Origin of the sequence: Saccharopolyspora gloriosae, from assembly GCF_014203325.1 — a bacterium.
Classification (GTDB): Bacteria; Actinomycetota; Actinomycetes; order Mycobacteriales; family Pseudonocardiaceae; genus Saccharopolyspora_C; species Saccharopolyspora_C gloriosae.
The window spans coordinates 3,111,926-3,125,036 of record NZ_JACHIV010000001.1; the positions used below are offsets into that span (position 1 = coordinate 3,111,926).

Annotated in this window: 13 protein-coding genes; 6 read left to right on the top strand and 7 right to left on the bottom strand. The window is 70.9% G+C overall.

Translation table 11 applies throughout. The features are described 5' to 3' along the window. The first annotated feature begins 80 nt into the window (after positions 1 to 80). Complete coding sequence (locus BJ969_RS13810; RefSeq protein WP_184479334.1) at positions 81 to 980, top strand: LysR family transcriptional regulator; 900 nt, start codon at positions 81 to 83, stop codon at positions 978 to 980. A 133-nt stretch (positions 981 to 1,113) separates the two neighbouring features. After that, the gene (locus BJ969_RS13815) at positions 1,114 to 2,457 is read left to right on the top strand and encodes an MFS transporter (protein WP_184479335.1); all 1,344 of its coding nucleotides are present in this window, start codon (positions 1,114 to 1,116) and stop codon (positions 2,455 to 2,457) included. Between the two features lie 10 nt (positions 2,458 to 2,467). Here the strand turns inward: BJ969_RS13815 and BJ969_RS13820 are convergent, their stop codons facing one another. Further along, on the bottom strand, positions 2,468 to 3,907 hold the full coding sequence (locus tag BJ969_RS13820) for an aldehyde dehydrogenase family protein (protein ID WP_184479336.1): 1,440 nt from the start codon (positions 3,905 to 3,907) through the stop codon (positions 2,468 to 2,470). Positions 3,908 to 3,971: 64 nt separating this feature from the next. Continuing rightward, entirely contained in the window at positions 3,972 to 5,204 is a 1,233-nt protein-coding gene (locus BJ969_RS13825) for an MFS transporter (RefSeq protein ID WP_343071395.1), read from the bottom strand. Positions 5,205 to 5,301: 97 nt separating this feature from the next. On the opposite strand from BJ969_RS13825, the gene BJ969_RS13830 reads away from it, so the two are divergent. Further along, on the top strand, positions 5,302 to 6,015 hold the full coding sequence (locus BJ969_RS13830; protein WP_184479337.1) for an FCD domain-containing protein: 714 nt from the start codon (positions 5,302 to 5,304) through the stop codon (positions 6,013 to 6,015). A 161-nt stretch (positions 6,016 to 6,176) separates the two neighbouring features. Here the strand turns inward: BJ969_RS13830 and BJ969_RS13835 are convergent, their stop codons facing one another. The 3 genes from BJ969_RS13835 to BJ969_RS13845 form a co-directional block, all read right to left on the bottom strand. Continuing rightward, the gene (locus tag BJ969_RS13835; RefSeq protein ID WP_184479338.1) at positions 6,177 to 7,397 is read right to left on the bottom strand and encodes an SPFH domain-containing protein; all 1,221 of its coding nucleotides are present in this window, start codon (positions 7,395 to 7,397) and stop codon (positions 6,177 to 6,179) included. Positions 7,398 to 7,410: 13 nt separating this feature from the next. Continuing rightward, the gene (locus BJ969_RS13840) at positions 7,411 to 7,839 is read right to left on the bottom strand and encodes an NfeD family protein (protein ID WP_184479339.1); all 429 of its coding nucleotides are present in this window, start codon (positions 7,837 to 7,839) and stop codon (positions 7,411 to 7,413) included. Positions 7,840 to 7,956: 117 nt separating this feature from the next. Next, complete coding sequence (locus BJ969_RS13845) at positions 7,957 to 8,763, bottom strand: DUF3097 family protein (RefSeq protein ID WP_184479340.1); 807 nt, start codon at positions 8,761 to 8,763, stop codon at positions 7,957 to 7,959. 148 nt (positions 8,764 to 8,911) lie between these two features. Here BJ969_RS13845 and BJ969_RS13850 point away from each other — a divergent pair, with 148 nt between their 5' ends. Then, positions 8,912 to 9,685: a hypothetical protein gene (locus BJ969_RS13850; protein WP_184485254.1), complete on the top strand. Its 774-nt coding sequence runs from the start codon at positions 8,912 to 8,914 to the stop codon at positions 9,683 to 9,685. 13 nt (positions 9,686 to 9,698) lie between these two features. On the opposite strand, the gene BJ969_RS13855 is transcribed toward BJ969_RS13850, so the two are convergent. After that, a complete protein-coding gene (locus tag BJ969_RS13855) occupies positions 9,699 to 10,523 on the bottom strand; it encodes an oxygenase MpaB family protein (protein ID WP_184479341.1) in 825 nt (274 codons plus the stop codon). A gap of 141 nt (positions 10,524 to 10,664) precedes the next feature. Here BJ969_RS13855 and BJ969_RS13860 point away from each other — a divergent pair, with 141 nt between their 5' ends. Next, positions 10,665 to 11,282, top strand: coding sequence for a TetR/AcrR family transcriptional regulator (locus tag BJ969_RS13860; protein WP_184479342.1), 618 nt, complete (start codon positions 10,665 to 10,667; stop codon positions 11,280 to 11,282). A 228-nt stretch (positions 11,283 to 11,510) separates the two neighbouring features. Then, a complete protein-coding gene (locus tag BJ969_RS13865) occupies positions 11,511 to 12,065 on the top strand; it encodes a GNAT family N-acetyltransferase (RefSeq protein WP_184479343.1) in 555 nt (184 codons plus the stop codon). On the opposite strand, the gene BJ969_RS13870 is transcribed toward BJ969_RS13865, so the two are convergent. Continuing rightward, complete coding sequence (locus tag BJ969_RS13870; protein ID WP_184479344.1) at positions 12,055 to 13,083, bottom strand: ferrochelatase; 1,029 nt, start codon at positions 13,081 to 13,083, stop codon at positions 12,055 to 12,057. The two genes, BJ969_RS13865 and BJ969_RS13870, sit on opposite strands and share 11 nt — an antisense overlap. Positions 13,084 to 13,111 lie beyond the last annotated feature (28 nt).

Below are 13,111 nucleotides of genomic sequence, written 5' to 3' on the forward strand. Positions count from 1 at the left end.
TAGCCGGAAACCACGCAGGTCCTCATAACCGCAGTGCATGACCAGCCCCCCACCGCAGGCCACAGAGCTACAGTCGCTGCATGGCCGACCCCGACCCGACGTCCCTGCGGCTACTAGTGCTGCTCAGCGAACTCGGCAGCATCGGCGCCGCCGCCGCCCAACTGCGCATGAGCCAACCCTCCGCCAGCAAACGCCTCAGCAGCCTCGAACGCGGACTCGGCCTGCACCTCGTCGAACGCACCCGCCGCGGCGCCACCCTCACCCCCGCAGGCGACACCGTCCTCGACCACGCCCGCCACGTCCTCACCGAACTCGACGCCCTCACCGCGGGCGTCCACGCCCTGCGCGCCCGCCACCAGCAACGACTCCGCGTCGCCGCCAGCATGACCATCGCCGACTACCTCGCGCCGCGCTGGCTCACCACCCTGCGCACCGCCTTCACCGGACTGCGCATCCAACTCGACAGCGCCAACTCCGCCGCCGTCACCGAAGCCGTCCGCCACGACCGCGCCGACCTCGGCTTCCTCGAAACACCCGACGTCCCCGACGGCCTGTCCGTGCGCTACCTGACCCTCGACCGCATGACCGTCGTCGTCCCACCCGCACACCCCTGGACCCGACGCCGCACACCCCTCGGCCCCGCCGAACTCGCCGCCACGCCCCTCATCGTCCGCGAACACGGCTCCGGCACCCGCGAAACCCTCGAACGCGCACTCGCGAACACCACCACCGCACCCGCCGAACCACTGCTCGAACTGCACTCCACCACCGCCGTGCGCAACAGCGTCGTCGCCGGAGCCGGCCCCGCCGTGCTCAGCGCCCTCGCCGTCGACTCCGACCTGCGCACCGGGCAGGTCACCGAAATCCCCGTCGCCGGACTCGACCTGCACCGCCCCCTGCACGCCGTGTGGCGCGCCGGACACCGCCTCACCGGCCCCGCCGCAGCACTCCTGTCCACCGCCCTCAGCGACACCGCCTGAACCCGCCCCCCCTCGCACGTCACCACTCGATGCACGCGCCGGTTGCAAAACGGCCATTGTCATTGCAACGAGGCGCACGCAGACTGAGCCGATCAACGACCGGCGCGGGTCGACCGTGAACCGAGGAGCCCCCATGACGTCGCAACCCGTGCCCGAACGAACCGGGCTCCAAAGAGTCGTCGCCGCCTCCATGGCAGGCACCGTCGTCGAGTGGTACGAATTCTTCCTCTACGGCACCGCCGCCACCCTCGTGTTCAGCAAACTGTTCTTCCCCGCAGGCGGCAACGAACTCGACGCCATCCTCGCCGCCTTCGTCACCTACGCCGTCGGCTTCGCCGCACGCCCCCTCGGCGGACTCGTGTTCGGCCACTTCGGCGACAAGTACGGCCGCAAAACACTCCTGCAAGTCAGCCTCATCATGGTCGGCATCGCCACCTTCGCCATGGGCTGCATCCCGTCCTTCGACACCATCGGCTACCTCGCCCCCGCCACCCTCGTCGTCCTCCGCTTCATCCAAGGCATCGCCGTCGGCGGAGAATGGGGCGGCGCCGTCCTGCTCGTCGCCGAACACAGCCCCGACGACAAACGCGGCTTCTGGGCCAGCTGGCCCCAAGCAGGAGTCCCCATGGGCAACCTGCTCGCCACCCTCGTCCTGCTCGGCCTCACCACCACCCTCACCGACCAAGCCTTCCTCGCCTGGGGCTGGCGCATCGCCTTCTGGCTCTCCGCCGTCATCGTCCTCATCGGCTACTACGTGCGCACCCGCATCACCGACGCCCCCATCTTCACCGCCGCACAAACCGAAGCCGCCCGCACCCACGCCCCCACCTACGGCGTGTTCGAAGCACTCCGCCGCTACCCCCGCGGCGTCCTCACCGCCATGGGCCTGCGCTTCGGCGAAAACCTCATGTACTACCTGCTGGCGACCTTCTCGATCACCTACCTCAGCGTCGTCGTCGGCAAGACCACCACCGGCATCCTCTGGCTGATGCTGCTCGCCCACCTCATCCACTTCGCCGCGATCCCCCTCGTCGGCGCACTCGCCGACCGCATCGGACGACGCCCCGTCAGCGCACTCGGCGCCGCACTCACCGCCACCTGGGGCTTCTTCGCCTTCCCCATGATGGACACCGGACACGACCCGACCATCCTCGCCGCGATCACCATCGGCCTGCTCTTCCACGCACTCATGTACGCCGCACAGCCCGCGATGATGGCCGAAATGTTCCCCACCCGGATGCGCTACTCCGGCATCTCCCTCGGCTACCAGGTCACCTCGATCGTCGCCGGCTCCCTCGCCCCCATCATCGCCGTCGCCCTGCTCGACACCTACGGCAACTCCACCCCGATCTCCACCTACCTCGCCGCAGGCGCCGCCATCACCCTCATCGCCGTCGCCTGCGCCCGCGAAACCCGAGGCACCTCACTCCACGACCTCGACCGCCTCGACGACCAACGCACCGCCGCCACCACCTGAGCGCACCCGCTCACCCGTCCCACGCCGACATCACGTGCTTGATCCGGCTGTACTCCTCCAAACCGAACCGCCCGAAATCCCGCGCCGACGCCGAATGCTTGAACCCCGAATGCGGCATCTCCGCCACCAACGGCCGATGCACGTTCACCCACACCGTGCCCGCCTGCAATGCCCGCGACATCCGCAACGCCCGCGCATGATCACGCGTCCACACGCTCGCCACCAACCCGTAACGCACCCCGTTGGCCAACGCCACCGCCTCGGCCTCCGAACCGAACCGCTGCACCGTCACCAACGGCCCCAGCACCTCGTGCTGCACCAACTCATCACCCTGCTCCACATCGGCCACCACCGTCGCCTCGTGGAAGAACCCACGCCCACCCCGACGACGACCACCGGCCACCACCCGCGCATGCTCCGGCAACCGCTCCACGTACCCCGCCACCAACTCCAACTGGCCCGCACTGTTGAGCGGACCGAACGCCGCATCCGGATCCTGCGGCGGCCCCGGACGCAACACCCCCGCCTGCTCCGCCAACGCCGCCACCAACTCCTCGTAGACCCCAGGACCCGCCAACACCCGGCTCACCGCCGTGCAGCTCTGCCCCGCATCCCCACCGAACGCCGACGCCGCGATCCCCCGCGCCGCCCGCCGCACATCCGCATCGTCGAACACCACCGCAGGCGCCTTCCCGCCCAACTGCAGATGCGCCCGCTTCAAATCCGCCGCCGCCGAACCCGCCACCTCCATGCCCGACCGCACCGTCCCGGTGATCGAGAACATCCCCGGCACCTCGTGCGCCACCATGGCCCGACCGCTGTCCCGATCACCGCACACCACGTTCAACACCCCCGACGGCAACACCTCCGCCGCCAACTCCGCCAACAGCACCGCACTGACCGGAGTCGTCTCCGCCGGCTTGAACACCACCGCGTTGCCCGCCGCCAACGCAGGCGCCACCCGCGCCACCGCCAGCAACAACGGATGCGTCCACGACGCGACCTGCGCGCACACCCCGATCGGCTCCCGACGCGCGAACGACGTGCACCCCTGCTCGTACTCCCCCGCCGCGCCCGCCTCCTGCAACCGCGCCGCACCCGCGTAGAACCGCAGCAGATCCACCGCCCGCGGCAACTCCGCCTCCCGCACCACCGCCCACGGCTTGCCCGTGTTCCGGCACTCCGCCACCACGAACCGCTCCGCGGACTCCTCCACCAGGTCCGCCCACCGCAACAACGACCGCTGCCGCTGCCCCGGCGTCGCCACCGACCACCGCTCGAACGCCGACGCCGCGACGCCCATCACCTCATCGACATCGGTCCACCGCGTCAGCGGAGCACTCCCGTACTCCTCCCCGCTGCTGGGATCGACCAACGGCAACGCCTCCCCCGACACCGCCCCCGCACGAACCCCGCCCACGACGTTCCGCAGCTCCAGCGCAGTGGACACACGACCTCCTCCGACCGACGAAACCGATCACGCCGACCCTAACCGCGCCGCACAGCCCCGCAGCTCAGCCGCGCCGCGACCGGCACCACCACTGCCCCGCGGTACCCACCGCCAGCAGCACCACCACCGGCACGAACGCCCACCGGTACGCCGCCACCGCGGGCAACCCCGACACGACCTCCAGCACCGCACCCACGAACACCTGGATCAGCACGGCCGCCAGGAACCCGCCCATGTTCACCACACCCGAAGCCGCCCCCGACCGGTGCACCGCGTTGGCCTCCCGCGCACCGTCGAACGCCAGCATCGCCGCGCCACCACCGAAACCGAGCACGCCCAGCACCACCACCAGCAGCGGCGCGCCCAGCACACCCGGCCACGCCACGATCACCACCCACGCCAGCACGACCAGCACCGACATCGCCAACGTGTAGCGCTCCCGCCGACGCGGCCTGCCCGCGATCCACTGGCTGGCCACCAGCGAACCCGCGATGAACCCGACCGCCGACACCAGCAGCAGCGCACCCGCCGAACCACCGGGCACGCCCTGCGCGCCCGTCAGCCACGGCGCACCCCACAACGTCGTGATCGCCAAGAACTGCGACAGCAGCACGAAGTGCACCCAGAACGCGTGCTTCGTCCCGCGCTGCGCCACCACCAGCCGCAACGTGCGCCCGATCCGCTCCCCCACGTCACCGGTGGCCGCCGCGACCGCACCCGCCGGACGATCCCGGATCACGCCCCCGGCCACCACCGCCAGCAACGCCGTCAGCACCGCCGCGCCGAGGAACGTCGACGTCCACCCGAGCCCGTGCAGCGCCGACGTCAACGGGACCGTGGACAACACCTGCCCGAGACCACCCACCAGGCCCGTCAACGCCGCGACCCGGCCGTAGCGCTCCGCCGGGAACCACTGCGCCGCGACCCGCAGCACGTTGGTGAACATGAACGCGTCACCGATGCCGATGAGCACCCGGCCGGCGACCCCGCCCAGGATCGACCCGCTCACCGCGAACACCGCCGAGCCCACCGCCAGCGCCACCACACCTCCGGTGATGACCCGGCGCGGCCCCATCCGGTCCGCCAGCAGACCCGACGGCACCTGCAGCACCAGGTAGACGCCCAGCTGCAACGCCGAGAACAGCGCCAGCACCCCCGGGCCCGCGGAGAACCGCACCAGCGCGTCGGGTGCGGCGACCCCGAGGCTCGCGCGGTGGAACAGCGCCACGAAGTAGCACGCCGCGCCCACGCCCCACACCAGCCACGCACCGCGCGGCGGCGCGACCGACCTCGCCACTGACCGATCTCCGGCAACACCGACCGACACCGGAACACCCACCTTCCTCGACTTGTATCCACCATAGATACAAGATGCGGATCAGTACTATGGGCGCGTGTCGAGCGCAACACCGGAACCCCGGACCGGACCAGCCACCGAACCCGCCTCGGCGGGCACCGGACCGCCAGCCGCCGATCGGGCGTACCAGCACGTCAAAGCGGGACTGCTCGACGGCACCTACCCCGACGGCCACCTGCTCTCCGAAGGCGAGGTCGCCACCGCGCTGAACATGTCCCGCACCCCGGTGCGCGAGGCCTTCCTGCGGCTGCAGACCGAAGGCTTCCTGCGGCTCTACCCCAAGCGCGGAGCCCTCGTCGTCCCGGTCACCCCCACCGAAGCCCGCGCCGTGCTCGAAGCCCGCCTCGCCCTGGAGAGCTTCGCGATCGACAAGCTCGCCACCGAAGGCCCCGAAGCGATGGCCACCGTGGGCCGGGAACTCACCGCGCACCCCGCCTGCGACAGCAGCGCCCTGAGCGCCTCGGAGATGCACGAGACCGACCGCGACTTCCACGCCCGGCTAGTCGCCGCCGCCGCGAACCCCATCGTCGACGACCTCTACACCGCCCTGCGCGACCGCCAGCTGCGCATCACCGCCGGAGCCCGCACCCAGGACTGGCAGCCGCACATCAACCACCAGCACACCCAGGTCGCGGCCGCGCTGCGCGACGGCGAGGCCGCGACGGCGAAGACGCTGCTGCGCGGTCACCTGCTGGGCGTGCTGCACGCGCTCGGCGTCGCCGGCGGCCCGATGCTCGAAGACCCGGCCTGAACCTCCACGAGCGCTCACCGTCTTGGCTGGGTGTCTTCTTTGAATCTTTAGATCGTTAATTTCACTCGACACTGAAATAATCGTGCTAATAAACTCATTCGGGCAAAAGAGTGGGCGGCGCGAACGCCGCCCACTCGGCCGGGCCTCGGCCCGGAACTACCTCACGCCGGGGACGTGCCGCCCGCCGGCGGCTGTCCGAGAGCTCCCGTCTCCCCGCTGATCGCCTGGGGCGCCTGCGGCCCGCCGGACAGCGCCTGGCCGCCCGAGAGCCCGGACGTGGCGCTCGGGACCTCCTTGCGCGCCACCTCCTCCGCGGCCCGGACCGCTTCGGCGACCTCCGGGTTCGACGAGGTGTCGAACCACGCGGCCACCGACTCCTCCTCGTCCTCCGGGCGGTCGGTGGGCGGCTCCTCCTTCGGCGGCTCGTAGCGGAACGTGCCGTCCTCCCCCGGCGCGCCGAGCATGCGGGCGAAACCCTCCAGCGACTTGTTGAAGTCGCTGGGCACCACCCACACCTTGTTCGCGTCGCCCTGCGCCATCTGCGGCAAGGTCTGCAGGTACTGGTACGCCAGCAGCTCCGGGGTGGGCTTGCCGCGCTTGACCGCGGCGAACACCTTCTCGATCGCCTTCGCCTGCCCCTGCGCCTGCAGGTAGCGGCTGGCCCGCTCGCCCTGGGCGCGCAGGATGCTGGACTGGCGCTCACCTTCGGCGTCGAGGATCGACGCCTGCTTGGCGCCCTCCGCGGCGAGGATCTGGGACTGCTTCTGCCCTTCCGCGGTCTTGATGGCCGATTCCCGCGCGCCCTCGGCGTTGAGGATCATCGCGCGCTTCTCCCGGTCGGCGCGCATCTGCTTCTCCATCGAGTCCTTGATGGACGGCGGCGGATCGATGGCCTTGAGCTCGACCCGCGCGACCCGGATGCCCCAGCGCCCGGTCTCCTGGTCGAGCACGCCGCGCAGCTGCGTGTTGATCTGGTCGCGGGAGGTCAGCGTCTCCTCCAGGCTCATGCCGCCGACGACGTTGCGCAGCGTCGTCGTGGTCAGCTGCTCCACGCCGATGATGTAGTTCGAGATCTCGTAGACCGCCGACCGCGAATCGGTGACCTGGAAGTACACGACGGTGTCGATGGACACCGTCAGGTTGTCCTGGGTGATCACGGGCTGCGGCGGGAAGGACACCACCTGCTCGCGCAGGTCGATCTTCGCCCGCACCCGGTCCAGGAACGGCATCAGGAAGTTCAGGCCCGGAGCGGCGACGGTGCGGAACCGGCCCAGCCGCTCGATCACCGATGCTTGCGCCTGCGGCACCACCAGCACCGACTTGGCCACCACGACGATCACCAGCAGTATTACGACCACCAGCACGATCAATCCAGGACCCACTTCGCCCTCCAGTTCACGGTTGCGCCGACACGATGGCGGTGGCGCCGGAGATCTCCATCACCAGCACCGTCGTGTCGGTCTCCAAGACTTCGGCCTCGTCGAGCGTGCGGGCCGACCACACGTCGCCGTCGATGCGGACCCGGCCACCGCGGTGGTCCACGGTGGACACCACGGTCGCCCGCTTCCCCAGCAGCGCGTCCACATTGGTCTTGAGCTCGTTGCGGACCTCGAAGCGACGCTTCAGCGCGGGACGTGCCCCCAGCACGAGCCCTCCGGCCAGCCCGGCGAACACCAGTGCGCTCAACCAGACCGGCGCCCCGAGGGCGACCGCGCCCGCCGTTCCCAGCGCCGCGACGCCCAGCATGACGAGCACGAATTCCCCGGACAGCACTTCGGCGGCCACCAGGAGCAATCCGACGATCAACCACACGAGCGAGGCCATGAGTCCATCGTGGCAGAGCCCACCGGCCTTGTGTGCGAATTCGCTCGACGTGATCAACCCGGGATATCCGGTGGGCACGGACCCGCTCGCCCGCCCGCGCGGCGCGCTCGGGCCGGATCAGCCCTCGGTCACGAAGTCGATCAACCGCTCCACGGCGCCGATCAGCGGGGCCTCCAGGTCGCGGAACCCGTTGACCGAAACGAGCACGCGCCGCCACCCGTCGGCCGGTTCGCCCCAGCCGAGCGCGGCGCACGCGCCTTCCTTCCAGTCCTGCCCGCGCGGGACCCGCGGCCACGCCTCGATGCCGACCGAGGAGGGCTTGACCGCCTCCCACACGTCGACGAAGGGGTGGCCGGTGACGCACACGTGCGGATCGGTGATGCCTTCGACGAGCCGGGACTCCTTGCTGCCCTCGACCAGGTGATCGACGAGCACGCCGACGCGGTGCCCCGTGCGGGGGCCGAATTCGGCGAGCAGTCCGGGCAGGTCGTCCACGCCGTGCAGCGGTTCCACAACGACGCCCTCGACCCGCAGGTCGTGCCCCCAGACCCGCTCGACGAGCTCCGCGTCGTGCAGCCCTTCGACCCAGATCCGGCTGCCCCGCGCCTCACGCGCCCGCAGGCCGTCGACGTGGACCGATCCGGAGGCCGACGTGCGGGTGGCGGCAGGTGCGGTGGCGGGCGCGGGCACGAGGGTGACCGGTCGCCCTTCGCAGAGGAACGCCGCGGGGCGCATCGGGAACAGCCGCCGCGCGCCGTGGCGATCTTCGAGCACCACGTTGCCCTTCTCCACGCGCAGCACCGCGCCGCAGAAGCCGCTCGCCGGGTCCTCGACCACCAGGCCGGGCTCGGCCGGGACCTCGGGGATCTCGCGGCGCTTGCGGCCGGAGGACAGGATGTCGTTGCCGTAGTTGACCGAACGCACGCGCGAACCTTACTCATCCGGGTGAGCCGCGCGGTTCGCGGCGCGCCGCGGGGAGGATCGCGACGCGGCCCACACCGCACCGCCCCCCGGCGGAAATCCGCGTGCGGGATACGTACTCTTCCTTACCGTGCCATGCCCAAGCGCAACGATGGTCGTGTGGGCGTCCGCCTGGTTGCACGGTGCGACCGCCGCGGACGACGTGCTCGACGCTCTGCAGATCTGGGGCGAGTCGCAGGAAGTGCGCGCCGCCGACGACGAACTCGCCGCCCGGCTGGACCTCCCCGGCCCCCAGGACACCCCCGCCGGTCCCGCGCTGCTGCTGGCGGCGCTGCGCAAATCCGGTGCCACCGACGGAGAACTCGCCCTCCCGGCCCCCGGCGACGTCCGGGGCCTCGGTACCGCGAGTCCGTTCTCGAAGCAGGCGTTGCGGCGCGGTGAGGCGGTCATCCTGCCCGAGGCCGGGCTCGGCCTGGTCCCGGAGACGGTCGCCGAGGGCATCCTGCGCTGGACGGTGTTCCCCGTCGGCGAGCTGCCCCCGGCCGAGCACCTGCCGATCGGCGAGGCCGAGCACGGCATGTCCTCGGCGATGCGCGAGGCCGCCAGCACGCTGATCGACCTCGACATCGCCAAGCGGCGCCCCGGCGTGCGCGACGAGATCGCCTCGACCGTCGCCGATCGCCCGAAGCCGCCGTGGCCGGAGGACGTGCCGCAGCGGCCGCTGCGGATCCTGCAGCGCGCCTCCGAGGTGGAGGCGATCCTGTGGGTGGCCACCGACGACGCTCCCGGCGGAGCGCTGTCGGCCTCGGCGACCCGAGCTCGCACGGAGGCGCTGCGCCCGCTGTTCGACTCGGTCCGCGCCGCGCGCCGGGCCTCGATCGCGGAGATGGTCCGGGTGCTCGCCGAGAGCGCCAGCAAGCACTGAGGCGCTCCTCGGTTCACACCAGCGGGCTGCCCGCCTTGATGCGGCGGCGCACGTCCCACAGGTAGTAGTTGAACGGGAACTTGCGCAGCACCGGCGGCAGTCGCCGGATGACGGCACCCATGGCCCGCATCAGCCGGTCGAAGCGGCGCTGGTCGCGTCCGGTCCAGGGCAGTCGCATCTCGTCGCGGAACCGCTGCGGCAAGAAACCCGTGGTGAGGAACTTGTTGAACCCGCCCAGCGGGGCGCTGACGTAGCGCGGCATGAATCCGAGCACCGCGATCTGGTGCAGGTATTCGCGCACCGTGTCGTCGACGTGCACCTGCTCCAGCGCGTCGTTCCAGTACCGCTCGAACTCGGCGCGGTCGGCGGGCCACATGTCGTCGGTGACCTGCAGCGTGGTGCCGAGCGTGGCGGAGCGCTGGTAGAGCTCGTCGATCTCGGCGTCGGTGAGGCCGCCGACGAGCATCGTGTACACGTCCTCGACGCCGCGGTAGAGGCACGCGGCGACCCACAGCTGCAGGTTCTTGTCGAAGGCGTTGTAGGACACCGGGCTGGACTCGGTGGAGCGCACCCGCGCGTGGGAGCGGTTCGTGGCGCGCCGGAACAGGGCTCGTTCCTCGTCGGTGCCCATCGACGCGACCGCGAGGTAGGTCAGCGTGGTCCGGGTTCGCTTGATGGGGTGTTTGATGATGTTGCCGGTGTCGACCTCGCTCTCGACGACTCCGTAGCCGACGCCGGGCCGGGCCAGCTGCATGATCACGTTCGCGCCGCCCGCCAGCAGGCCGGCGCCGACGATCAGCTCGTCTTCGCGCACTCGCGATTCGGTGGGAACTGTCATCGGTCCCTCTCCTCCGCTACCGGGCTCCCGTACGGACGACTCCGCCCGGCGAACTCTGCTCACGCCCGTTAGCAGATATGGAACCGATCTTCGCGGAACCTGTCAAGACCGCGCTCCCCCGCGAGATGCCAAGATGGCCGCATGGAGCCGTCCCCCCTGCGCGTGTACGGCGGTGTCGAAGGCGACGACCGCAGGGCCGAGCGACGGGCGCAGTTCCTGGAAGCGGGCCTCGACCTGCTGGGGTCCGGCGAAGCGACGTTGTCCGTGCGCGGCGCGTGCAAGCAGGCCAGGCTCGCGGCCCGCTACTTCTACGAGAGCTTCACCGACCGCGAAGCGCTGGCCGCCGCCGTCTACGACCACGTCATCGAGGACCTCGCGAACCGCACCTTGGAGGCGGTCGCCGCGGCGCCGTTCGACGCGCGGGCGAAGGCTCGGGCCGGGCTGAGCACCCTCGTGGGCATCGTCGGCGACGATCCGCGGCGCGGCCGGTTGCTGTTCTCCGCGCAGGCGGGCGCCGCGCTCGCCGAACGCAGGCGGCGCTCCACGTTGCTGTTCGTGGGGCTGCTCGGCGGTCAGGCCAAGGACTTCTACGGCCTGCCCGACAGCGCCGATCTCGACGTGCTCAGCCAGTTCGCCGTCGGCGGCCTCGCCCAGACGCTCACGGCCTGGCTCGACGGCACCCTGCCCGTCGACCGCGATGCCCTGGTCGAGCACTGCACGAACATCTTCCTCGCCGTCGGCGACATCTCCCCGCACTGACCCGCACCGGCCTCGGCGAACCCGGACCGTGACGCGGCGGACCGTTCGCGAACGACGAATCCGGACGCGCGGCGGAACCGGCTACGATCCGCGGCATGGAGTGCTTCGCCGCCCTGCGCACCCGCCGCTGAGGGGCCGCTCACCGCCGGTCCGCACCGGCCGTGGGCGAACCCACCAATGCCCTCGTCAGCACCGGGTATCGGCCCTCAGCTCGAAAGGCACCCCATCATGCTCATCCGCGCGTTCGCCCGCGATGATCTCGCCACGCTCACCGAACTGACCATCAACACGTTTCGGCCGTTCTACGAGGACGTCTTCCGCCCGCTGGTCGGCGAGGTCGTCTTCGCCAACCAGCACGGCGATCGGCGCGAGGACTACCGCAAGCAGGTATCCGAGCTCCACGCGCCACAGCGGCACACCTACGTCGCCGTCGCCGAGCTCGGAGGCGCCGTCGCGGGATACGTGGCGTGGAGCGTCGATCCGGCGCGCCGCAGCGGCACGGTCACGCTGCTCGCCATCTCCGCCGAACACCGCAGGCAGGGCGTGGGCACCGCGCTGTGCGAGCACGCCTTCGACGCAATGCGCGCGCTGGGTGCGGAGGTGGTCGAGATCGGCACGGGCGGAGATCCCTTCCACGCCCCGGCCAGGTCGCTGTACGAGCGGCTCGGGTGCGTTCCGCTGCCGGTCACCGCCTACTCCCGGCGACTGCGCGGGACACCGGACTCTTCCGGGACGGGGCTCAGAACGCCCGTCCCGGAAGAACCAGCCGGGCTCAGCCGTTGACGGAGGTGCAGCAGCCCGGGGAACAGGCTTCGCCGTTGCGACCGCAGCCCGCGGCGGGCATCAGCGACAGCTTGCGGGGGCGAACCTCGTCGACGTGCTCGGAGATCAACTCAACGATCATCTTCGCGAACCGCGGGTCGTCCCCGGCGGTACCGGCGCGGGCGAAGCCCATGCCGAGCTCGGCGGCCTTCTCCGCGGCCTCGTTGTCCAGGTCCCACACCACTTCCAGGTGGTCGGAGACGAACCCGATCGGGCTCACCACGACCGAGGCGACGCCCTTGGCGTGCAGTTCCTCGATGTGGTCGACCACGTCCGGTTCCAGCCACGGCACGTGCGGCGGGCCGGAGCGGGACTGCCAGACCACGTCGTAGGTCTCCACTCCCGCCTCCTCGGCGACCAGCCGGGCGGATTCGGCGATCTGCCGCGAGTACCACTCGGGCCGACCGTCGGGGCCCTGCGCGGAGTCGGCGCGCAGCGGGATGGAGTGCGCGGTGAACACCAGCCGGGCCTCGGTGTCGCCCAGGTCCGCGTAGGCGCGGCGCACCGCGTCGGCGTTGGCGGACACGAACAGCGGGTGGTCGAAGAACTGGCGCAGCTTCACCAGGTCCGGGGCCTGCTCCCCCACGGCTTCGCGGGCCCGCACGATGTCCTCGTGGTACTGCTTGCAGCCCGAGTACCCGCCCCACGCCGAGGTGGGGAACACCAGCGCCCGGCGCACGCCGTCCTCGGCCATGCGCGCCACGGTGTCCTCGATCATCGGGTGCCAGTTGCGGTTGCCCCAGTACACCGGCAGGTCGCGGCCCTCGGCGCGCAGCTGCTCCTGCAGGCCGGCCATGATCTCGCGGTTGAGGCGGTTGATCGGCGACACCCCGCCGAAGTGGTGGTAGTGCTCGGCGACCTCGTCGAGCCGCTCCGGTGGCACGCCTCTGCCTCTGGTGACGTTCTCCAGGAACGGCCGGACTTCTTCCGGGCCTTCCGGTCCACCGAACGACAAGAACAGCAGCGCATCGAAACTCACCTGACCATGATGGCCCCGAGCGGAATCG

Bases quoted from the DNA above. Each gene is read 5' to 3' on its own strand.
- BJ969_RS13815 (WP_184479335.1), top strand. From the start codon at position 1,114: ATGACGTCGCAACCCGTGCCCGAACGAACCGGGCTCCAAAGAGTCGTC.
- BJ969_RS13850 (WP_184485254.1), top strand. From the start codon at position 8,912: ATGGTCGTGTGGGCGTCCGCCTGGTTGCACGGTGCGACCGCCGCGGAC.
- BJ969_RS13865 (WP_184479343.1), top strand. From the start codon at position 11,511: ATGCTCATCCGCGCGTTCGCCCGCGATGATCTCGCCACGCTCACCGAA.
- BJ969_RS13860 (WP_184479342.1), top strand. From the start codon at position 10,665: ATGGAGCCGTCCCCCCTGCGCGTGTACGGCGGTGTCGAAGGCGACGAC.
- BJ969_RS13840 (WP_184479339.1), bottom strand. From the start codon at position 7,839: ATGGCCTCGCTCGTGTGGTTGATCGTCGGATTGCTCCTGGTGGCCGCC.
- BJ969_RS13855 (WP_184479341.1), bottom strand. From the start codon at position 10,523: ATGACAGTTCCCACCGAATCGCGAGTGCGCGAAGACGAGCTGATCGTC.
- BJ969_RS13810 (WP_184479334.1), top strand. From the start codon at position 81: ATGGCCGACCCCGACCCGACGTCCCTGCGGCTACTAGTGCTGCTCAGC.